The sequence below is a fragment of the Bradyrhizobium manausense genome, assembly GCF_001440035.1.
Lineage (GTDB): Bacteria > Pseudomonadota > Alphaproteobacteria > Rhizobiales > Xanthobacteraceae > Bradyrhizobium > Bradyrhizobium manausense.
In genome coordinates this window covers 194,048-215,254 of sequence record NZ_LJYG01000102.1, presented here as the reverse complement: position 1 = coordinate 215,254, position 21,207 = coordinate 194,048, and the positions used below count along the sequence as shown (strand labels likewise).

The 21,207-nt window shown below is 65.5% G+C and carries 16 protein-coding genes and 2 pseudogenes; 11 read left to right on the top strand and 7 right to left on the bottom strand.

All coding sequences use genetic code 11. The features are described from left to right. Positions 1-288: 288 nt before the first annotated feature. The 4 genes from AOQ71_RS26935 to AOQ71_RS26920 all read left to right on the top strand — a co-directional run bounded on the left by AOQ71_RS26935 (position 289) and on the right by AOQ71_RS26920 (position 6,396). Positions 289-1,284, top strand: coding sequence for an NAD(P)H-dependent flavin oxidoreductase (locus AOQ71_RS26935; protein ID WP_057753090.1), 996 nt, complete (start codon positions 289-291; stop codon positions 1,282-1,284). Positions 1,285-1,309: 25 nt separating this feature from the next. Then, positions 1,310-2,281, top strand: a complete 972-nt coding sequence (locus AOQ71_RS26930; protein WP_057753089.1) for a zinc-binding dehydrogenase — start codon at positions 1,310-1,312, stop codon at positions 2,279-2,281. A gap of 184 nt (positions 2,282-2,465) precedes the next feature. Then, positions 2,466-3,839 carry a cation-efflux pump gene (locus AOQ71_RS26925; protein ID WP_057753088.1) on the top strand — a complete coding sequence of 458 codons (1,374 nt, stop codon included), beginning with the start codon at positions 2,466-2,468 and terminating at the stop codon, positions 3,837-3,839. Positions 3,840-4,065: 226 nt separating this feature from the next. After that, entirely contained in the window at positions 4,066-6,396 is a 2,331-nt protein-coding gene (locus tag AOQ71_RS26920; RefSeq protein ID WP_057753114.1) for a PAS domain-containing sensor histidine kinase, read from the top strand. Positions 6,397-6,558: 162 nt separating this feature from the next. On the opposite strand, the gene AOQ71_RS26915 is transcribed toward AOQ71_RS26920, so the two are convergent. Together AOQ71_RS26915 and AOQ71_RS46035 are read right to left on the bottom strand one after the other, a co-directional pair. Next, complete coding sequence (locus tag AOQ71_RS26915; protein ID WP_057753087.1) at positions 6,559-7,452, bottom strand: LysR family transcriptional regulator; 894 nt, start codon at positions 7,450-7,452, stop codon at positions 6,559-6,561. Beyond that, a complete protein-coding gene (locus tag AOQ71_RS46035) occupies positions 7,449-7,787 on the bottom strand; it encodes a hypothetical protein (protein WP_162268408.1) in 339 nt (112 codons plus the stop codon). The genes AOQ71_RS26915 and AOQ71_RS46035 overlap by 4 nt, the downstream gene beginning before the upstream one ends. Between AOQ71_RS46035 and AOQ71_RS26910 the strand changes: the two genes are divergently transcribed. From AOQ71_RS26910 to AOQ71_RS26890, 7 genes and pseudogenes are all read left to right on the top strand, one after another. Then, positions 7,675-8,175, top strand: a complete 501-nt coding sequence (locus tag AOQ71_RS26910; protein WP_057753086.1) for a formate dehydrogenase subunit gamma — start codon at positions 7,675-7,677, stop codon at positions 8,173-8,175. The two genes, AOQ71_RS46035 and AOQ71_RS26910, sit on opposite strands and share 113 nt — an antisense overlap. Next, positions 8,172-8,476 (top strand): annotated as a pseudogene (locus AOQ71_RS48590) (formate dehydrogenase); the annotation flags it as partial. The gene AOQ71_RS26910 and the pseudogene AOQ71_RS48590, both read left to right, overlap by 4 nt. Position 8,477: 1 nt before the next feature. After that, positions 8,478-9,730 (top strand): complex I 51 kDa subunit family protein (locus AOQ71_RS26905; RefSeq protein ID WP_245317167.1); only part of this gene is annotated, 1,253 nt, incomplete at its 5' end. A 10-nt stretch (positions 9,731-9,740) separates the two neighbouring features. After that, positions 9,741-12,614: a formate dehydrogenase subunit alpha gene (fdhF, locus tag AOQ71_RS26900; RefSeq protein ID WP_057753085.1), complete on the top strand. Its 2,874-nt coding sequence runs from the start codon at positions 9,741-9,743 to the stop codon at positions 12,612-12,614. A gap of 4 nt (positions 12,615-12,618) precedes the next feature. Further along, positions 12,619-13,152: pseudogene (locus AOQ71_RS48585) on the top strand (formate dehydrogenase accessory sulfurtransferase FdhD); the annotation flags it as partial. Positions 13,153-13,156: 4 nt separating this feature from the next. Beyond that, on the top strand, positions 13,157-13,454 hold a 298-nt coding region (locus tag AOQ71_RS48580; RefSeq protein ID WP_245317165.1), incomplete at its 5' end, for a formate dehydrogenase accessory sulfurtransferase FdhD. Beyond that, the gene (locus tag AOQ71_RS26890; RefSeq protein ID WP_057753084.1) at positions 13,441-13,677 is read left to right on the top strand and encodes a formate dehydrogenase subunit delta; all 237 of its coding nucleotides are present in this window, start codon (positions 13,441-13,443) and stop codon (positions 13,675-13,677) included. The genes AOQ71_RS48580 and AOQ71_RS26890, both read left to right, overlap by 14 nt. On the opposite strand, the gene AOQ71_RS26885 is transcribed toward AOQ71_RS26890, so the two are convergent. From AOQ71_RS26885 to AOQ71_RS26865, 5 genes are all read right to left on the bottom strand, one after another. Then, positions 13,643-16,621, bottom strand: a complete 2,979-nt coding sequence (locus AOQ71_RS26885; protein WP_057753083.1) for a bifunctional [glutamine synthetase] adenylyltransferase/[glutamine synthetase]-adenylyl-L-tyrosine phosphorylase — start codon at positions 16,619-16,621, stop codon at positions 13,643-13,645. The genes AOQ71_RS26890 and AOQ71_RS26885 overlap by 35 nt on opposite strands. Continuing rightward, positions 16,618-18,078: a sensor histidine kinase gene (locus tag AOQ71_RS26880; RefSeq protein ID WP_057753082.1), complete on the bottom strand. Its 1,461-nt coding sequence runs from the start codon at positions 18,076-18,078 to the stop codon at positions 16,618-16,620. Before AOQ71_RS26880 ends, AOQ71_RS26885 begins: the two co-directional genes overlap by 4 nt. Positions 18,079-18,092: 14 nt before the next feature. Further along, complete coding sequence (locus AOQ71_RS26875) at positions 18,093-18,446, bottom strand: hypothetical protein (protein ID WP_057753081.1); 354 nt, start codon at positions 18,444-18,446, stop codon at positions 18,093-18,095. 20 nt (positions 18,447-18,466) lie between these two features. After that, positions 18,467-19,147, bottom strand: a complete 681-nt coding sequence (locus tag AOQ71_RS26870) for a response regulator transcription factor (protein ID WP_057753113.1) — start codon at positions 19,145-19,147, stop codon at positions 18,467-18,469. A gap of 294 nt (positions 19,148-19,441) precedes the next feature. Continuing rightward, positions 19,442-21,022 carry a Do family serine endopeptidase gene (locus tag AOQ71_RS26865; protein ID WP_057753080.1) on the bottom strand — a complete coding sequence of 527 codons (1,581 nt, stop codon included), beginning with the start codon at positions 21,020-21,022 and terminating at the stop codon, positions 19,442-19,444. Positions 21,023-21,207 lie beyond the last annotated feature (185 nt).

Sequence of the window (21,207 nt, the reverse complement as noted above, 5' to 3'; positions counted from 1 at the left end):
GAGCCTCGAAGGGCGACGGCCCGGCTCTCGCCGCACGGCCGTTCATCCTTCGAGGCTCCCATGGGACGCGTTGCGTTCCATGCTTCGCACCTCCTGCGACAACCGCTTCGCGGTTGCGCGGGGATGACGGATCGAGATCTCGATTATCCGCCTCACGGAATCACCCCCATCGTCCGCATGAGGCCCCGCCCTCACCGCAAGCCCCCCCAATAGACATTTCCCACCCCCGGCGGCATCCTCCCGCCATCAATCGAGAACAGAGCCTGTCACACAGGCGTGGGAAACGTCATGCTGCAAACACGGTTCACAAAGCTTGTCGGTGTCGAGCACCCGATCGTCCAGGGCGGCATGCAGTGGGTCGGGCGCGCCGAGCTGGTCGCGGCGGTCGCCAATGCCGGTGCGCTCGGCTTCATCACCGCGCTGACCCAGCCGACGCCGGAGGACCTGACCCGCGAGATCGCGCGCTGCCGCGACCTCACCGACAAGCCGTTCGGCGTCAACCTCACCATCCTGCCGGCGATCAAGCCGCCGCCTTATGCCGAATACCGCGCCGCCATCATCGAGGCCGGCATCAAGGTGGTCGAGACCGCCGGCAACAAGCCGCAGGAGCATGTCGACGAGTTCAAAAGGCACGGCGTCAAGGTCGTGCACAAATGCACCAGCGTCCGCCATGCGCTCTCGGCCGAGCGGATGGGCGTCGACGCCATCTCGATCGACGGGTTCGAATGCGCCGGCCATCCCGGCGAGGACGATACCCCCGGCCTGATCCTGATCCCGGCCGCCGCCAACAAGGTCAAGATCCCCATGATCGCCTCCGGCGGCTTTGCCGATGCCCGCGGCCTGGTCGCGGCGCTGGCGCTCGGGGCCGAGGGCATCAACATGGGCACCCGCTTCATGGCGACCAAGGAGAGCCCGATCCATCAGCTCATCAAGGAGAAGATCGTCGCCAATGACGAGCGCGAGACCGAGCTGATCTTCCGCACCATGCGCAACACCTCGCGCGTCGCCAAGAACGAGATCTCGACCAAGGTCGTCGCGATGGAGAAGGAAGGCGCCAGGTTCGAGGACATCCGCGAGCTGGTTGCGGGCGCCCGCGGCAAGATGGTCTATGCCACAGGCAATTCGGACGAAGGCATCTGGTCGGCCGGCCAGGTGCAGGGCCTGATCCAGGACATCCCGAGTTGCGGCGAGCTGATCTCCCGCATCGTGCGGGAGGCGGAGGCGATCATCCGCGGCCGGCTCGAAGGCATGATCGTTCAACCAAACGCGCAAGCCGCGGAATAGTCACTGCAAGAAGCGAGAGTAATTCATGAAGGCTTACGTCTACGGCGCTGAAGGCGCTCGGATTTCCGACGTCGCTCAACCAAAGCCTAAAGGCACGCAGGTGCTGGTACGCGTCCGCGCCTGCGGTCTCAATCGCGCCGACACCGGTATGCGCAAGGGCCATGCCCATGGCGCGGCCGGCGGCGTCGGCACCGTGCTCGGCATGGAATGGGCCGGCGAAGTGGCCGAGCTCGGACCCGATGCGAAGGGCGTCAAAGTCGGGGATCGCATCATGGGCTCGGGCGGTGCCGCGTTCGCGGAGTATACGCTTGCCGACCATGGCCGGCTGTTCCGCGCGCCCTCGAACATGAATTTCGAGGAGGCCGCCACCCTGCCCGTCGCGCTCGCCACGATGCACAACGCCGTCGTCACCGTCGGTGGCGTGCAGCCGGGGCAGGCCGTGCTGATCCAGGGCGCAAGCTCGGGCGTCGGCTTGATGGCCATGCAAATCGCAAAGCTCAAGGGCGCAAAGCTGGTGATCGGATCCTCGACCGATGCCTATCGCCGCGGACGACTGAAGGACTACGGCGCCGACCTCGCGGTCGATTCCTCCGATCCCAAATGGGTCGACGAGGTGCTGAAGGCGACTGGCGGCGAAGGCGTCGACCTCATCGTCGACCAGGTCTCCGGCAAGGTCGCCAACCAGAACCTCGCGGCAACCAAGATCCTGGGCCGCATCGTCAATGTCGGCCGGCTCGGCGGCACCCATGCCGACTTCAACTTCGACCTCCATGCCGCCCGCCGCATCTCCTATATCGGCGTGACCTTCCGCACCCGCAGCATCGAGGAGGTCCGCGCGATCTTTGAGGAGGTCCGCAAGGACATCTGGGGCGCGGTGGAATCGCGAAAGCTTCAGCTGCCGATCGACCGCGTCTATGCGTTCTCCGACATCGACAAAGCGTTCGCGCACATGGAGGCGAACAAGCACCTGGGGAAGATCGTGGTGACGGTGCCGTAGCTCCGGCCGCGGCCGTCATTCCGGGGCGATGCAAAGCATCGAACCCGGAATCTCGAGATTCCGGGTTCGCCTGCGGCGCCCCGGAATGACAGGACTTGAGGGCGCATCCGCTCCTGCAACTCACTCGCGACTAGTTCTGTGGATCGTCGCTTGATGTTCGCGAACGCCCTGCTAAATCCCCGCCATGAGCGGACAACACGACAAGACATCGGTCGCGGCCATCTCGATCCTGGCCAGCGGCGGCATGGCGGCGGCCAAATTCGCGGTCGGGATCGCGATCGGATCGCTGGCGCTGATCTCCGAGGCGCTGCACTCCTCGATCGACCTGGTCGCGACCATCATCACCTGGGCGGTGGTGCGGGTCTCGGACAAGCCGGCCGACGACGAGCACCATTACGGCCACGGCAAGCTCGAGAGCGTCTCCGCGCTCGGTGTGACCGCCCTGCTCTATGTGCTCGCCGGCGGCATCCTGGTCGAATCCTACAGCCGGCTGCGCGAGGGAACCCCGCCGCCGACGATCTCGGCCGTGCCATTCGTGGTGCTGGTGCTCGACATCGCCGTCAATCTCTGGCGCGCCCGCGCCCTGCACAAGGCCGCGCGGGAAACGCGGAGCCAGGCGCTCGCGGCCGACGCGCTGCATTTTGCCTCCGATGTCATGGGCTCATTCGCTGTCATCATCGGCCTGATCCTTGCGGCCTTCGGCTTCTGGTGGGGCGACGCCGCGGCCGCCGCCGCGGTCGCCGTGATGATCGCCCTGCTCGGCCTGCGCATGGCGGGCTCGACGGTGCAGACGCTGGTCGACCGCGCGCCGGAAGGGGCACAGGACAAGGCCACCGCCGCGATCCGCAGCGTGCCCGGCGTGATCGACGTCGAGCGGCTGCGCGTGCGCATGGTCGGGGCGACCACTTTCATCGACAGCATCGTCAAGGTGCCCAGGACCTACCCGATCGACCGCGTCGAAGGCATCAAGCGCAACGCCGAAGCCGCCGTCGGCAAGATCTTCGGCGATGCCGACCTGTCCTTCGCCGCCGTCCCCGTCGCCCGCGACAACGAGACCGTGCGCGACCGCATCATGGTGATCGCGCGCAATTCGGGCCTCGCCATCCACCACGTCACGGTGCACGACCTGGGTGCGAAGCTGATCGTCAGCATCGACCTCGAGGTCGACGCCGACATGCAGCTCGAGGCCGCCCACGACGTCGCCAACAGGCTGGAGCGCAGCATCCAGGAAGAGTTCGGCGCTGACGTCGAGGTCGACGTCCATATCGAGCCGCTGGAGCCGGAACTGCCGTTCGGCGCCGATGCCGCGCCCGACAGGGTACAGACCATCGCCGCCGCGCTCACCGAATATGCCGCCGGCGGCGAGATTCACGACATCCATAATGTGCGCGTCCGCGACACCGAAGGCGGCGAGATCGTCAACTTCCATTGCCGCGCCGCGCCGTCGATGAGCGTGATCAAGGTTCATGAGCAAGTCGATGCGATCGAGCGCCGCTTGCGCCGCGCGTTCCCGAGCGTGAAGCGCGTCATCAGCCACGCCGAACCACCGCGCGCGTGAGGCGGAAAGCGCGAGGAGTCACACGTTCTCGTTTCGGACTCCTGATGCATGTGAGTTTGCGGAGCAGAAGCCGCGCAAACTCTGCATTGGATAAGAATTATTTCGCGTTAACCTTTCGTTGACTCTCGACAGCCTGCGCAAACTGGATTCAAATCGCTGTGATTCGAAAGCGTTGTGGGGCTGCTTTCGAATGGTGTTGCAGACAGGTTTTCAGGGGGCCGAAGGCATGGCGCGCGCAGACGCCGCGAACGCGTGCGTCCAATCCGATTCGATCAAGGGATTGGCGCAATCGATCGCGAAACCTGCCTATCATCGGCTCCTGATCGCGGAGCCGGCGCTGCGTCGCGCCGTGCCGACGCTCATCATTGCCTTCCTCATCACGATCTGCCTCGGCGCGTTCGTCCAGGTCGTCGACCAGACACGCCAGAAGCGCCTGGTGATCCAGAACGACATCTCGATGCTCGCCGAGCTGCTCGCCGAGCGCATCGACCGCGCGACCTCGTTGCGCGCCGAGCGACTGAAGGCCATCGAGAACCTGCCGACGCTGCTGCCCGACATGATCCCGAACAAGGCCAGGGTCTCGGGCCGCCACGTCGTCGTCACCTCGGCCGGCGTCAACGGTCACATCCTCGCCCGCATTCCGATCGACAGCGATCCAGCAGGCAACGACCGCCTGCTCGATGCGATCACCACCGCGCAGCTGCTTGCGGCGCCGCCGCGCGACAACAACGTCGCGGACATGACGCTGCCTGACGGCAGCACGGCGCTGGCGACCGCGCGGCCGATCAAGTCGTTGCCGGGTCTCGTCACGGTGATCCAGGAGCGCAACGAGCCGATCTGGGGCTCGGACGCAGCGCTGTCGGTGACGCTGTCGGCGACCACGGGCTTCGTCGTCCTGATCCTCGGCTTTGCCTTCCACTGGCAGTCGACCCGCGCCCGTGAAGGCGACCTCATCAACGACGCGGTGCGCGGCCGCATCGACACCGCGCTCAACCGCGGCCGCTGCGGCCTGTGGGACTGGGACCTGTCGCGCGGCCGGATCTTCTGGTCGCAATCGATGTTCTCGATGCTGGGCCTCGACGGCCGCAACGAGCTGCTCACTTTCGGCGAGGTCAATGCGCTGGTGAAGTCGGACGACATCGACCTGTTCGAGATCGCCGACCAGCTGATCTCCGGGAAGATCGACCACATCGACCAGACCTTCCGCATGCAGCACGTCGAGGGCCACTGGATCTGGCTGCGCGTCCGCTGCGAGCGAACCCGCGGCGCAAGTGATGCCGGCATCCACCTGATCGGCATCGCGGTCGACATCACCGAGCAGAAGAGCCTCGCCGAGCGGACCGTGGAAGCCGACCTGCGCCTGCGCGATGCGATCGAGACCATTCCGGAAGCCTTCGTGCTGTGGGACGCCAGCGACCGCCTGGTGCTCTGCAACTCGCACTTCCAGCGCCTGCACAAGCTGCCCGACACCGCGGTGATCCCCGGCACCTCCTACGAGACCGTGCTGGAAGTCGGCCGCATGCCCGAGGTCCGCACCCGCCACAACGACACCGGTGCCCAGGGGCCGGGCGCGCGCACCTTCGAGGCCCAGCTCGACGACGGCAGCTGGCTGCATATCAGCGAGCGACGGACCAAGGACGGCGGCTACGTCTCCGTCGGCACCGACATCACCCGCATCAAGGAGCACGAGCAGAAGCTCGTCGACAACGATCTGCGCCTGCGCGCCACCGTCATCGACCTCAAGCGCTCGCAGGCCGCGCTGGAGCGCCAGACCATCGAGCTCGCCGATCTCGCCGAGAAGTACCAGCGCGAGAAGACCCGGGCCGAGGAAGCCAACCAGACCAAGTCGAAGTTCCTCGCCAATATGAGCCACGAGCTGCGCACGCCGCTCAACGCCATCATCGGCTTCTCCGAGATCATGGGCTCGGGCATGTTCGGCGAGCTCGGCAGCGAGAAGTACCAGGAATACTGCCACGACATCCTGACCAGCGGTCACTATCTGCTCGAGGTCATCAACGACATCCTCGACATGTCCAAGATCGAGGCCGGCCGCATGAAGCTCGACATGGAAGAGCTCGACCTGTCGCAGACGTTGGCTGAATCCTTGCGCGTCGTCGCCGGCCGAGCCCAGGACAAGCACCTCAAGCTCGATGCCGACATCGGGAAATCGATCTCTGTCGTCGCCGACCGCCGCGCCACCAAGCAAATCGTCGTCAACCTGTTGTCCAACGCCGTGAAGTTCACGCCCGACGGCGGCCGCATCGTGGTGCGCAGCCGGCAGCTCGAGGACAGGATCGTGCTGATGATCGCCGATACCGGCATCGGCATCGCGCCGCACTCGCTGGCGCGGCTCGGACGTCCGTTCGAGCAGGTCGAGAGCCAGCTCACCAAGACCTATCACGGCTCCGGCCTTGGCCTTGCGATCGCGCGTTCGCTGGCGCAGCTCCACGGTGGCTCGATGAAGCTGCGCTCCAGGCTGGAAGTCGGCACCGTCGTCCGCGTGACGCTGCCGCGCGACGCCGTCAAGGTGGCGTCAGGGATTTCGGCCGCGGCGTAGGGCTCAATCAGCTCTGGTTGAATCGAAGCGACCCAAAAGCACCGCTCCAGTAGGGTGGGCAAAGGCGCACTTGCGCCGTGCCCACGCTGTGTTGGATCGACGCGGCTAAACCGCGTGGGCACGCTTCGCTTTGCCCACCCTACAAGGCTACCCCGATAGCCCTTACGACTGCAGCGACGGCGCGACTTCGCGGGCGATATTGACCAGCGCTGCGATCAGCGGCGTCATCGGGTCGCGCTGCGGGATGACGAGACCAATGCTGTAGGTGACCTCGGGGTCGACGATCGGGATGGTGCGGACCTTGTCGGACAGGCCGAGCGTCTCGGCGAGCTTGGCCGGCATCACGCTCGCCCACCGGCCGGTCTTGACGTGGGTGAACAGCACCAGCAGCGAATTCGATGTCAGCGTCGGCGTCGCCTCCGCGCCGACCGAGCGCAGCGCGCGGTCGATGATGCGGCGGTTCTGCATGTCAGGCGTCAGCAGGCACAGCGGCACCTGCCCGACCTCCTTCCAGGTCACCGTCTCGCGATCGCCGAACATCCCATCGGGCGCGGTGAGCAGACGATAGCTCTCATTGTAGAGCGGAATGGTGCGCACCTTGCCGATCGGCTCGTTCTCGATATAGGTCAGCCCCGCATCGACCTCGAGATTTTCGAGCAGCCCCAGCACCTCCGACGAGGTCGTCGAGCGGATGCTGAAGCGCACCTCGGGATGCCGCGCACGGAACGGCGTCGTCAATGACGCGACCATGCCGAGCACGGTCGGGATCGCCGCAATACGGATCTCGCCGGAGAGCTGATGCTTCAGTCCGTTGATCTCGTCGCGCATCGCACGAGCATCGCCGACGATGCGACGCGCCCAGTCGAGCGCCCGCTCGCCTTCGGGGGTGAAACCCTGGAAACGGGAGCCGCGCTGGACCAGCATCACGCCGAGGATCTCCTCGAGCTGCTTCAGCCCGGTCGACATGGTCGGCTGGGTCACGCCGCAGGCCTCTGCCGCCCGTCCAAAATGCCGCTCCTTGGCCAGCGCCAGCAGCAGTTCAAGCTTGTCGATCAATCGTCCGTCCCTTCGGATTCCAACGCGGCATGCAAGCTATCACGCCGGGGCTGCACCAACACGCAAAAACCGGCAGCCGATACGAGTTTCATTGCCTGACCGTATCGGTCGATTGCGCTTTCCGATCGATCCGAATTCGCAATCGCAGCATGAGACAGCTTTATTGATCTTCGAATGATTCCAAATAGTTTGCGGAAGGGACGCTCAATTTGAGAACGAAGAATGACAGTGGTTTTTGAGCCTTCATACGAGCCTTCATGCGAACCTTGGAACGAGATTCGCGGCGCCGAGATCATCGCCGAACATGCCAGCCAGGAAGGCGCAATGCTCGTCATCCTCCACGCGCTCCAGGCGGCGTTCGGCTACGTGCCGGAGGCCGCGATTCCCATGGTGGCGCAGGCGCTGAACCTGTCGCGCGCCGAGGTCCATGGCGTCTTCACCTTCTACCATGATTTCCGCCACAAGCCGGCCGGCCGCCATGTGCTGAAGCTGTGCCGCGCCGAGGCCTGCCAGGCCGCCGGCGGCGATGCGCTGGCGGCGCGCGCCGAGGCGAAGCTCGGCGTTTCGCTTGGCAACACCACTGCGGATGACCGCGTCACGCTGGAGCCGATCTACTGCCTCGGCCTCTGCTCGACCGCGCCGTCGGCGATGCTCGACGGCCGCCTCGTCGGACGGCTCGACGAGAAGCGCCTCGATGCGCTGGTTGCGGAGGCGCAGCGATGAATATGAGGATTTTTGTTCCGCGGGATGCGACGGCAATCGCCGTCGGCGCCGATGACGTCGTCACAGCGCTTGACCAGATCGCGCAGCAGCGCGGCCTGGCGATCGAGATCATCAGGACCGGCTCGCGCGGATTGCACTGGCTGGAGGCGATGGTCGAGGTGGCGACGCCTGCGGGCCGCGTCGCCTACGGGCCGGTGAGCGCCGAGGACGTCGCCTCCGTGCTCGAGTCCATGGCGAGCGACGGACCGCACGCGCTGCGGCTCGGCGTCACGGACGAGATCTCCTGGCTGAAGCGCCAGACNCCCGCCTCACCTTCGCCCGCTGCGGCGTGATCGATCCGCGTTCGCTCGACGACTATCGCGCCCATGGCGGCTACAAGGGTCTTGAGCGCGCGCTGTCGCTGGGCCCGGACGCGATCCTCGACGAAGTGACGACGTCGGGCCTGCGCGGCCGCGGCGGCGCCGGCTTTCCGACCGGCATCAAGTGGAAGACCGTGGCGCAGGCCAAGGCCGACCGTAAGTTCATCGTCTGCAATGCCGACGAAGGCGACAGCGGCACCTTTGCCGATCGCATGATCATGGAAGGCGATCCCTTCCTGGTCATCGAGGGCATGACCACCGCCGGCATCACCGTCGGGGCGACCAAAGGCTATATCTACATCCGCAGCGAATATCCGCACGCGGTCGAGGCGATGAATGCGGCCATCAAGGCCGCCAGGCGCGGCGGCTATCTCGGCGACAGGATCGGCGGCTCGACCCATAGCTTCGACATGGACGTGCGCGTCGGCGCCGGCGCCTATGTCTGCGGCGAGGAGACCTCGCTGCTGGAAAGCCTCGAAGGGCGCCGCGGCCTGGTGCGCGCAAAACCGCCGCTGCCGGCGCATCATGGCCTGTTCGGCAAGCCGACCGTCATCAACAACGTGCTGTCGTTTGCCGCCATCCCCTTCATCCTCGCCGAGGGCGCCAAGGCCTATGCCGATTTCGGCATGGGCCGTTCGCGCGGCACCATGCCGATCCAGCTCGCCGGCAATATCCGCCATGGCGGGCTGTTCGAAACCGCGTTCGGCGTGACGCTGGGCGAGCTCGTCGACGACATCGGCGGCGGCACGTTCACGGGACGCCCGGTGCGCGCGGTGCAGGTCGGCGGCCCGCTCGGCGCCTACTTCCCCCGCGCCCTGTTCGACACGCCGTTCGACTACGAGGCCTTCGCCGCGCGTGACGGCCTGATCGGCCATGGCGGCATCGTCGTGTTCGACGACAGCGTCGACATGCGCAAGCAGGCGCGCTTCGCCATGGAGTTCTGCGCCATCGAATCCTGCGGCAAGTGCACGCCCTGCCGCATCGGCTCGACCCGCGGCGTCGAGACCATCGAGAAGATCATCCGCGGCGAACGCGTCTCCGAAAATCTCGCGCTGGTCGAAGACCTCTGCAACACCATGAAATTCGGCTCGCTGTGCGCGCTCGGCGGCTTCACGCCCTACCCCGTGCTCAGCGCATTGAAGCACTTCCGGGAAGATTTTGTCCCGGCCCCGACCACGCTTCAGGCCGCGGAATAGGAGAACGACAATGTCGCTGATCGAAGAAATCGACTTTGGCACGCCGCGCTCCAAATCATCAACGATGGTCACACTGACCATCGACGGCAAAGAGGTCACGGTGCCCGAGGGCACCTCGATCATGCGCGCCGCGATGGACGCCGGCCACCAGATCCCAAAACTGTGCGCGACCGACATGGTCGATGCCTTCGGCTCCTGCCGCCTCTGCGTCGTCGAGATCGAGGGCCGCGCCGGCACGCCGGCCTCCTGCACCACGCCCGTGATGAACGGCCTGGTGGTCCACACCCAGAGCGAGCGGCTGAAGCAGCTGCGCAAGGGCGTGATGGAGCTCTACATCTCCGACCACCCGCTCGACTGTCTCACCTGCGGCGCCAATGGCGATTGCGAATTGCAGGACATGGCCGGCGCCGTGGGCCTGCGCGAAGTCCGCTACGGCTATGAGGGCGAGAATCACGTCTTCGCGAAATCCAACGGCGAGGTCAACGCCGCCTGGATGCCGAAGGACGAGTCCAACCCCTATTTCACCTACGATCCCTCCAAGTGCATCGTCTGCTCGCGCTGCGTCCGCGCCTGCGAGGAGGTGCAAGGCACCTTCGCGCTGACCATCTCCGGCCGCGGCTTCGACAGCCGAGTCTCGCCGGGCATGAGCGAGAGCTTCCTCGGCTCCGAATGTGTCTCCTGCGGTGCCTGCGTGCAGGCCTGCCCGACCGCGACGTTGACGGAAAAATCCGTGATCGAGATCGGACAGCCCGAGCACTCCGTCGTCACCACCTGTGCCTATTGCGGTGTCGGCTGCGCCTTCAAGGCGGAAATGCGCGGCGAGGAAGTGGTGCGCATGGTGCCCTACAAGGACGGCAAGGCCAATCGTGGCCATTCCTGCGTCAAGGGCCGCTTCGCCTGGGGCTACACCAACCACAAGGAGCGCATTCTTAAACCCATGATCCGCGAGCGGATCGAGGACCCGTGGAAGGAAGTGTCCTGGGACGAGGCGTTCTCCTTTGCCGCCGCCAGGATGCGCGGCATCCAGAAGAAATACGGCCGCGATGCCATCGGCGGCATCACCTCGTCCCGCTGCACCAATGAAGAGACCTATCTGGTGCAGAAGCTGATCCGCGCCGGCTTCGGCAACAACAATGTCGACACCTGCGCCCGCGTCTGCCATTCGCCAACCGGCTATGGCCTGTCGCAGACTTTCGGCACCTCGGCCGGCACGCAGGACTTCGACTCGGTCGAGGACACCGACGTCGCCGTCATCATCGGGGCCAACCCCGCCTCGGCTCACCCGGTGTTCGCCTCGCGCCTGAAGAAGCGGCTGCGCCAGGGCGCGAAGCTGATCGTGATCGATCCGCGCCGCACCGAGATGGTGGAATCACCGCATGTGAAGGCGCTGCACCTGCCGTTGATGCCCGGCACCAACGTCGCGGTCGTCACGGCGCTGGCGCATGTCATCGTCACCGAGGGCCTCGTCAACGAAGCCTTCGTGCGCGAGCGCTGCGACTGGAGCGAATTCGAGGAATGGGCCGCCTTCGTCGCGCAAGCAAAGCACAGCCCGGAAGCCACCGCGATCCTCACCGGGGTCGATCCGAAGGTGCTGCGCGAAGCCGCCCGCCTCTACGCCACCGGCGGCAATGGCGCGATCTATTACGGCCTCGGCGTCACCGAGCACAGCCAGGGCTCGACCACCGTGATCGCGATCGCCAATCTCGCGATGGCAACAGGCAATATCGGCCGTCCCGGCGTCGGTGTGAATCCGCTGCGCGGCCAGAACAACGTTCAAGGCTCCTGCGACATGGGCTCGTTCCCGCACGAGTTGCCCGGCTATCGCCACATCTCGGGTGATGCCGTGCGCGATCAGTTCGAGGCGCTGTGGAACGTCAAGCTCAACCCGGAGCCGGGCCTGCGCATTCCCAACATGTTCGATGCCGCGATCGAGGGCACGTTCATGGGCCTCTACGTGCAGGGCGAGGACATTCTCCAGTCCGATCCCAATACCAAGCATGTGGTGGCGGCGCTGTCGGCGATGGAATGCGTCATCGTTCACGACCTCTTCCTGAACGAGACCGCGAACTACGCCCATGTCTTCCTGCCCGGCTCGAGCTTCCTCGAGAAGGACGGCACCTTCACCAATGCCGAGCGCCGCATCCAGCGCGTCCGCAAGGTGATGTCGCCGAAGAACGGCATGGCCGACTGGGAGGTCACCATCGGCCTCGCCAAGGCGATGGGCTTTCCGATGAACTACAGCCACCCCTCGGAGATCATGGACGAAATCGCGGCGCTGACGCCGACTTTCACCGGCGTCTCCTATGCCAAGCTCGACGAGCTCGGCTCGGTGCAGTGGCCCTGCAACGAGAAGGCGCCCGAGGGCACGCCGGTGATGCATATCGACGGCTTCGTCCGCGGCAAGGGCAAGTTCATCGTCACCGAATATGTCGCGACCGACGAGCGCACCGGCCCCCGCTTCCCGCTGCTGCTCACCACCGGCCGTATCCTCAGCCAGTACAATGTCGGCGCGCAGACACGGCGCACCGAGAACGTGGTCTGGCATGCCGAGGACCGGCTGGAGATCCATCCCCACGACGCCGAGCAGCGCGGCGTGCGCGACGGCGACTGGGTGCGGCTGGCGAGCCGGGCCGGCGAGACCACGCTGCGCGCCGAAATCACCGACCGCGTGTCGCCGGGTGTCGTCTACACCACCTTCCATCATCCGGACACGCAGGCCAACGTGATCACCACAGACTATTCGGACTGGGCAACCAATTGTCCGGAATACAAGGTCACGGCGGTGCAGATCTCGCCCTCGAACGGGCCGTCCGACTGGCAGAAGAGCTACGACGCGCAGGCGCGGCACTCCCGCCGCATCGCGCCGGCCGAGGCCGCGGAGTAACCGCATGCACGTACCGGTCCGGGCCATCGACCGCGAGATCTGGCGCGACGCTGTCGCGTCGGCAGGAACGCGGCTGATCCCAGAGGAGACTCCGCTGGCGCTGACCTATAATGGCGGCACCTATGCCGTCATGATGGGGACGCCGCAGAACCTGGAAGATTTCGCCGTCGGTTTCAGCCTGGACGAAGGCATCATCAGGTCCGTCGACGACATCAAATCGCTCGATGTTGTCAGGCTCGACGACGGCATCGAGCTGCGCATGTGGTTGGAGTCGGAGGACGCCGCGTGCATCAGCGAGCGCCGCCGCCATATCGCAGGTCCCACCGGCTGCGGCATCTGCGGCATCGAGTCCATCGCCGAGGCCATACGGCCGCCGGCGATCGTGCCGCAGGGTCAGATCTTCACGCCGCGCCAGATCATGACGGCGATGCAGGCGATCGCTCCCCTGCAATCGATCAACATGCAGACCCGCGCAGTGCACGCCGCCGCCTTCTGGTCACCGTCGCACGGCATCGTCGCCTTGCGCGAGGACGTCGGCNNNNCCGCCACAACGCGCTCGACAAGCTCGCGGGCTCGCTTGCGCGCAGCCGGACAAGCGCATGCAACGGCATGGTGCTGCTGACGAGCCGCGTCTCCGTCGAGATGGTGCAGAAGACGGCTGCAATTGGTGCGCCCGTGATGGTCGCGGTCTCCGCGCCGACCGCGCTTGCAGTACGTACCGCGGAGGCTGCCGGCATCACGCTGACTGCAATTGCCCGCAACGACGGGTTTGAAGTGTTCACGCATCAGGGTCGCGTTGCCGCTGATTGTGCTCCGGAGATCATCGATGTCGTCGCCTGACCGCCTCGTCTACATGGCCAATCAGATCGGCACTTTCTTCCGCAGTCAGGGCCACGACAGGGCCGTGCCCGGGATCGCCGACCACATCAAGAAGTTCTGGGATCCCCGGATGAAGCGCGCCATCTTCGCGCATCTCGACGCGGGCGGCGCAGGGCTGGAGCCGAACGTGCTCGAAGCCCTCATTTCGCTCAAGCTGGCGACTTCCCTTCCAGAAGCGCGCTGAACACGCGCCGCACCTCGCTTTGCGTCTCCTTCACGCGTGCCTCCAGCGAGGAGAAATCCGGCGCGTCGCCGGCGCGCGCCATCACCCGCTGCAGATCGGTGCCCGCGGTTTCCGGCTTGAAGCGGTCGCTGACGCAGAGCCGCAGGATCTGCGTCAGATCATGATAGAGCCGCGCGGCGGCGCGCAGGATTTCGGTTTCAGGTTGCCCGATCACACCGAGCCTGCATGCATTATCCAGCACCTGCAACGTGCTGACATCGAGAATCTCGGGCTTGTCGTGGGCGTGCACAAGTTGCAGGTATTGCGCGATAAAATCGATGTCGACCATGCCACCCGAGGCGTATTTCAGGTCCCAATAGTCGGTCTCGCCCTTCTCCTGCGCGATCGCGCGGCGCATGTCGGCGACGTCGTTGGCGATGATGGCCCGGTCGCGGCGGCGGGTCAGGACCTCGCGGATAATCTGCTCGATGCGCGCGGTGAATTCGGGCGACGCCGACACCACGCGCGCGCGCGTCAACGCCATGTGCTCCCAGGTCCAGGCCTCATTGGCCTGGTAGTCCGCAAAGGAGACAAGGCTCGACGCCACGGGACCCGCGCGTCCCGAGGGCCGCAGCCGCATGTCGATCTCGTAGAGCACGCCGTAATTGGTGCGGGTCGTGAAGGCGCTGATCAGGCGCTGGGTGAGGCGGGCGAAATAATGCGCGCCCTGAAGTGATTTCTCGCCGTCCGAGTCCGGATGGTCGCTGTCGAAATCGTAGAGCAGGATCAGATCGAGATCCGAGGACGCGGTCATCTCGCGGCTGCCGAGCCGTCCCATGGCGATGATCGCGGTCTCCTGCCCCCTGATCCGGCCGTGTTGCGCGGCAAAGCGATCGGCGACGAGACCGTGGACGGTGTGAACGATGCCCTCGGCGACGTCGGCAAAAGCCGTACTGGCCTGCTGCGCCGAAACGGTGCCGGACAGGATGCGGGTGCCGATCAGGAACAGGCTCTCCTGTCCGAACAGGCGCAGCCGGTCCAGAAACTCCTCATAGGAGCCCGCATCCTGCACCGTGGCCGCAAGCCGTGCCGACAGTTCCCGCCGATCCGGCATCGCGCCGAAGAAGCGCGGATCGATCAGGCCGTCCATCAATTGCGGTTGCCGCGCCAGCATCTCGCCAAGCCGGGGCGCGGCGCCAAGCACCAGCGCCACGAGCGCGACGAGATCGCGGTTCTGGCCGAGCAGCGTGATCAGCCGGCCGCCGCGCTGGAGCGCCCGGAGGAAATGATCGAATGCCGTCACTGCGCGGTCCGGCTCCTCCGCATGCGCCAGGCCGTCGATCAAGGCCGGCACGAACTCGACGAAAGCGTTGCGCGTCTGCTTGTTGCGGAACACGCGATAATCCGCGGTGAGCCAGTCGCAGACGGTCTGCGCCACCGCGGCAGGCTTCTTGAAACCAAGCGTCGTCAAATGCTGGAGCAGGCGCGGATCGTCAGGGCCGACCCGATAATCGATCGCCGGCAGGCTTGCCGTGCCGGCCGGATCATCGCCCTCGAACAGTTTTTCGTAGTGCCCCTGGACGATCTCGAGCTGGTGCATCAGGTCGCGCGCAAAGGCCTCGCGGCTGCCATAGCCGAAGAACCAGGCGAATCGTTCGACCGCCTCCTTGTCATCAGGCAGCGCATGAGTCTGCTCGTCGGCGATCATCTGGAGACGATGCTCGATCCGGCGCAGGAATTCATAGGCCTTGGTCAGCTCGTCGCGGGCGGCGGAGGTGATCCAGTTGCGCGCGGCGAGGACATTGAGCGCGGCCAGCGTCGGCCGCACCCGCAATTCCGGATGGCGGCCGCCGGCGATCAGCTGCTGGGTCTGGGCGAAGAACTCGATCTCGCGGATGCCGCCGCGGCCGACCTTGACGTTGTGCCCCTCGACCGCAATCTCGCTCTGGCCGCGATAGGTCTGCATCTGCCGCTTCATGTCGTGCACGTCGGCAAGCGCGGCGAAGTCGAGATGCTTGCGCCAGACGAAGGGCGCGATTTCGGCCAGCAGCGCCTCGCCCGCTCTCGCGTCGCCGGCGCACGCCCGCGCCTTGATCATGGCGGCGCGCTCCCAGGTGCGCCCTTCCCGCTCGTAATAGTTCAGCGCTGCATCGCGCGAGATCGCGACTTGCGTCGAGGATGGATCGGGCCGCAGCCGCAGATCGACGCGGAACACGTAACCGTCATAGGTGCGCTGCTGGAGAATGCGCGCCAGGCCTTGCGTGACCCGCACGAAGAACGGCTGCGGCTCGATATCGGGCACAAGCGTCGCGGCATCGGGGTCGAAGAACACGATGAGATCGATGTCGCTGGAGTAGTTGAGCTCGCCGGCCCCCATCTTGCCCATGGCGAGCACGATCAGGCCGCAACCGACCTCGGGCGCCTCGGGATCTTCAGGCAGGATCTTGCCGCGTGCGGCTTCCTGACGCAGCAGGTACTGCAGCGCCGCCTGCACCGAGGAGACCGCGAGATCGGTCAACGCCGCCGTCACCCGCATCACCGGCCAGACCCCGCCGATGTCGCACAGCGCGATCAGCAGCGCCGCCTCAGCCTTCATACGGCGAAGCAGCCGCATCACCTCGGCTTCATCAGGCGCGGCAAGTACCGCGCCCCTCGCCTCCGCGATCAGCGCGGCGAGATGCGCATCCGGCTCGCATTCGAGCAACCGAATCAGGCGCAGCGGATCGGCGCGCACCAGATCGAACAAATAAGGCGAGAATTGCGCGATGCCGGCCAGGATGTCGCGCGCGAAGGGTTGAGCCAGCAGCGCTTCCAGACGAGCCAATTGGGCCGGCTCGAGCTCGGCCAGCCAGCTGTCGAAACGTCGTTCGTCTGATGTGGAAACGGCAATATGGGGAGCCTCCGCGAAGCGTGCGGCAAGGCTCTCGCCAGTCTTGTCCGCGTTTCCCGGCGCGGAGTGGTTCATGCCACCTTCTGTGGCACATCCGGCATTGGCGGGGCAACCCTGTCGCCGGCACCGGCGCGCGCCGGCAGCACCAGCGTGGCGACGAGGCCGGGATGGGCATCGCCCAGGCGCAATTCGCCGCCATGCAATGTGGCAACGGCCGCGGCGAGGCTGAGGCCGAGGCCGGAGCCCGGCATGGTGCGGCTCGCTTCCAGCCGCACGAAGCGCTCGATGGCGTGTTTGCGATCGCCTTCCGGAATTCCCGGGCCGCGATCGGTGACGCTGAGCAGCACCTGATCACCTTCGCGCCTGGCCTCGATCGTGATCTGACGCGCGTCCATGCTGACCACTGACCCCGCCGACTGCGTGGCCGGCTTGCCGTATTTGATCGCATTCTCGACCAGATTGGCGAGCGCCTGGCTGATCAATTCGCGATTGCCGTGAATGGGCGCTGCTTCCGTCTTGACCTTCAAGGTCATGCCGTCGTCTTCGGCGAGCGGCTCGTAGAGCTCGTGAATGCCGGCCGCGACATCGGCGGCATCGAAATCATCCATGTTGCCGCGCGCCTGACCGGATTCCGCGCGTGCGATCATCAGAAGCGCGTTGAAGGTGCGGATCAGCCCGTCGGATTCCTCGATGGTCCGCTCCAGCGCGGCGCGATAGTCGGCCTCGCAACCGGATTTCGCCAACGCCTCCTCGGCGCGGTTGCGCAGGCGCGTCAGCGGCGTCTTGAGATCGTGGGCGATGTTGTCGGAGACCTCTTTCAGCCCCGCCATCAGCGCCTCGATCCGCTCCAGCATGGCGTTGAGGTTTTCGGCGAGGCGATCGAGTTCGTCGCCGCTGCGCCCGACCGGCAGGCGCTCGCTGAGATCGCCGGTCATGATGCGATGCGCGGTGCCGCTCATCGCGTCGATCCGCGTCAACACCCTGCGCGCGACGAAGACGCCGCCGCCGAGGCCGAGCACGACGACGATCAGGATCGACCATTGCGCGGCCTTGGCGACGATGCCGAACAGGCGCCGCCGCTCGGCGAGATCACGGCCGATCAGGAGGCGGAAACCATTTTCCAATTCGATGACGCGAACGAGCGCCCGATGGTCGCGGTCATCCGTATCCTCGATCCGCCGATAGGCGGTCTCCGACCAGCCGATGGTCGCCATCACGCCCGGCGCCAGCGAGCCGACATTACCGGCGATCGCCTGGCCGGTGGGCGAGGTTATGAGGTAGAGATTGGCGCCCGGCCGCAACGCGCGGGACTCGATCGTGCGCGCGAGGCCGTACAGGCCGCGACGGCCGTAGATCTCGTTGATCTCCGAGGTCTCGGCATTCACCGTCTGCGTGATCTCTTCGGTGATCAGCCGCCGCGTGTTCCAGGCGAAATAGCCGAGCAGCGAAGCCGCGAAAATCGCAAACAAAAACAGGTAGACCAGCGTCAGCCGGAACGCCGTGGTGCGGACGAGTTTACCGAATGCCGTCACGGATCATACCCCGACTATCGCGACAGAAAGCAGCCGACTGCATCGCCATCGACGCCAAAACTAGTCAATTCGCTGCTCAGCCTACTCTTCGTGACAAGCATGAATTTCTGATCTTCGGGCTCAAAGACAAGCAGATAGCTTTTCTTGTCGTCCGCAACGACAGCACAGGACCTTCTTGTCTTGACGTCGTCGACAACCTCGATCCAATAAGGATCAACAAGCGCCTCTCTGAAGGTGCGAAGCTCCCGTTCCACTTTTTCGGGAGACCACGGATTGCCATACGCGCCTTTGGGCACGTCATAGACGTACTCATCGATTTCACGCTCGACGGTCCGTCTTAGCTCCCGAAGGTCCAGTTGGTGGGGCATCAGACCTCAAGCCACCTTCTTTAGCGTATTCCGTCTCTTATCATGTACCCGGCGCCGCGGATCGTGTGCAGCAGCGGCCGCTCGAACCCCTTGTCGATCTTGGAGCGCAGCCGCGAAATGTGCACGTCGATCACGTTGGTCTGCGGATCGAAATGATAGTCCCAGACGTTCTCCAGCAGCATGGTGCGCGTCACCACCTGGCCGGCATGCTTCATCAGATATTCAAGCAGGCGGAATTCGCGCGGCTGCAGCGTCAGCTCGTCCTTGCCGCGGGCAACGCGGTGGGAGAGGCGGTCGAGCTCGAGGTCGCCGACACGGTAGAGCGTGTCCTCTGCAGGCCCGCCGCGTCGGCGCGACAGCACCTCGACACGGGCGAGCAGCTCGGCGAAGGAATAGGGCTTCGGCAGATAGTCGTCGCCGCCGGCGCGCAGACCCTTGATGCGATCGTCGACCTGACCGAGCGCGGACAAGATCAGCACCGGTGTCGTGTCGCCCTTGTCGCGCAGCGCGCCGATCAGCGACAGCCCGTCGCGCTTGGGCAGCATGCGGTCGACCACCAGCACGTCGTAATCGCCACTCTCGGCCATGGCGAGGCCTTCCTCGCCGTCACCGGCGTGGTCGGCAATGTGTCCGACCTCGCGAAACGCCTTCACGAGATAGTCGGCGGATTCGCGGTCGTCTTCGATGATGAGGAGGCGCATCGTGCGTTCGGCGGCAGTCAAGGAGGTCAACCTTCTCTAAACATGGCGCTAGCGGCAATCGCATGCAAGCCGAGTGAGCGAGACTTGGTCGAGAACTTGGGTGGGCAAAAAGGGCGGGCGGTGAAGCTGGGGGGACCTCACCGCCCTATGCCTTCCGACGGAGGGGGGCGTATTCCACCGGAAGGTAGGCTGGGAAGCGAAAATTACGCTGCTTCCCCGAAGAGCGCCGGCGGCGGGGGCGACTGATGCCGGCGACACCCTTCATGTCGTAAGCCTCCTGAGGCTCAGCCCTTGTCAGCCCTTGGCGATGGGCACTGCGACAAAGCGCGACTGGCCGCCGCTCTTCACGCGCATCAGGACGCTGTTCTTGTTGTCGGTCCGCGCCGTGTTGATGGCGTCGCGGACGTCGCCGGCGGTGCTCACGCTCTTGCCGCCGACTTCGAGGATCACGTCGCCTTCCTTGAAGCCGCGTTCGGCCGCGGCGCTCTTCGGATCGACTTCGGTGACCACGACGCCGTCCTTGCCGGCGCCGGCCACGGAGTTGGCGGGCGCAACGGTCATGCCGAGCTTCGGCACGTCGGTGCCCTTGCTGGCGCCCTTGCCGCTGTCGTTATCGATGTCGGCCTTGGCCTCGACCGTGTTCGGCAGCTGGCCGAGGGTGAGGTTCACGACCTTGTCCTGGCCCTTGTGCAGCACGTTGAGCTTCACGGACGCGCCGGGCGCCATGCCGCCGATGGTGCGGGCGAGCTCGCGCGCATCCTTGACGGCTTCGCCGTTGACCGACGTGATCACGTCACCGGATTCGATGCCGGCCTTCGCGGCCGGACCATCCTTCTGCGGCTCCGCCACCAGCGCGCCTTCGGCCTTCTTCATGCCGAGGCTGTCGGCGATATCAGAGGTCACGGGCTGGATCTGCACGCCGATCCAGCCGCGGCTGACCGAGCCCTTGTCCTTCAGCTGGGCGACGACGCTCTTCACCGTCGCGGCAGGAATCGAGAACGCGATGCCGACGCTGCCGCCGGAGGGCGAGTAGATCGCGGTGTTGACACCCATCACCTCGCCGTTGGTGTCGAACGCCGGACCGCCGGAATTGCCCTTGTTCACGGGCGCGTCGATCTGAATGAAATCGTCATAGGGGCCGTTGCCGATGTCGCGGCCGCTGGCCGAGACGATGCCCGCGGTGACGGTGCCGCCGAGGCCGAAGGGGTTGCCGACCGCGAGCACCCAGTCGCCGATCCGCGGCTTGCTGTCCGCGAGCTTTGCGAACGGGAAGTTCGAGCCGCCCTCGACCTTGATCAGAGCCAGATCGGTACGCTGGTCGGTGCCGATCACCTTGGCGCTGTAGGTCTTGCCGTCGTCGGTGGTGACCTCGACCTTGTCGGCGCCGTCGACCACGTGGTTGTTGGTCACGGCATAACCGTCAGCCGAAATGAAGAAGCCGGAGCCCTGGCCCTGCACGACGCGGCCACGACCACCGCCCTTCAGACCGGGGATGCCATCCGGACCGCCGAAGCGGCGGAAGAAGCGCTCCATCGGCGAACCCGGCTGGAACGGCGAGGCGGAATCATCGCCGTCGTCGTTGCTCGCAGTTTTCTCCTTGATGTTGACCTTGACCGAGATCACCGAAGGCTTCACGCGCTCGACGATGTCGGCGAAACCGATCGGACGCTCGACCTTCTTGACCTCGTTGTTGACCTGCGCGTGGGCCGGGCTCGAGAACAGGTCCGCGGGCGACGTCGACGGGCTGAAGCCGTGGACGGCGATGCCGAGACCGGCGACGACCGAGGCCATCAGCGCGATCCTGCGGGCTGATAACACCGAGCGGCGGGGCCGCCGGTAGGACGGAAGGTTGGTGAGATCGGAACGGTCGGTCATGCAGAGGTCTCCAGCGCCTTGAAATCCATGCGGTGCCTGATAGCGGCACCTTTACGGACCTGAACATGGGGACTTGCGCCTTACCGCGCGCTGGCTGGCAGGTTAAACTTTTGTAATAAAGACGGTGCCGGGGTGCGGCAGTTTAGCGCAGCCGGAAAATCGTGATCTTACAGGAACTTAACGCG

Coding starts and splice junctions, on each gene's coding strand:
- AOQ71_RS26935 (WP_057753090.1), top strand. CDS start 289: ATGCTGCAAACACGGTTCACAAAGCTTGTCGGTGTCGAGCACCCGATC.
- AOQ71_RS26930 (WP_057753089.1), top strand. CDS start 1,310: ATGAAGGCTTACGTCTACGGCGCTGAAGGCGCTCGGATTTCCGACGTC.
- AOQ71_RS26925 (WP_057753088.1), top strand. CDS start 2,466: ATGAGCGGACAACACGACAAGACATCGGTCGCGGCCATCTCGATCCTG.
- AOQ71_RS26920 (WP_057753114.1), top strand. CDS start 4,066: ATGGCGCGCGCAGACGCCGCGAACGCGTGCGTCCAATCCGATTCGATC.
- AOQ71_RS26910 (WP_057753086.1), top strand. CDS start 7,675: ATGACAGTGGTTTTTGAGCCTTCATACGAGCCTTCATGCGAACCTTGG.
- AOQ71_RS46035 (WP_162268408.1), bottom strand. CDS start 7,787: ATGACGAGCATTGCGCCTTCCTGGCTGGCATGTTCGGCGATGATCTCG.
- fdhF (WP_057753085.1), top strand. CDS start 9,741: ATGTCGCTGATCGAAGAAATCGACTTTGGCACGCCGCGCTCCAAATCA.
- AOQ71_RS26890 (WP_057753084.1), top strand. CDS start 13,441: ATGTCGTCGCCTGACCGCCTCGTCTACATGGCCAATCAGATCGGCACT.
- AOQ71_RS26885 (WP_057753083.1), bottom strand. CDS start 16,621: ATGAACCACTCCGCGCCGGGAAACGCGGACAAGACTGGCGAGAGCCTT.
- AOQ71_RS26875 (WP_057753081.1), bottom strand. CDS start 18,446: ATGCCCCACCAACTGGACCTTCGGGAGCTAAGACGGACCGTCGAGCGT.
- AOQ71_RS26870 (WP_057753113.1), bottom strand. CDS start 19,147: ATGCGCCTCCTCATCATCGAAGACGACCGCGAATCCGCCGACTATCTC.
- AOQ71_RS26865 (WP_057753080.1), bottom strand. CDS start 21,022: ATGACCGACCGTTCCGATCTCACCAACCTTCCGTCCTACCGGCGGCCC.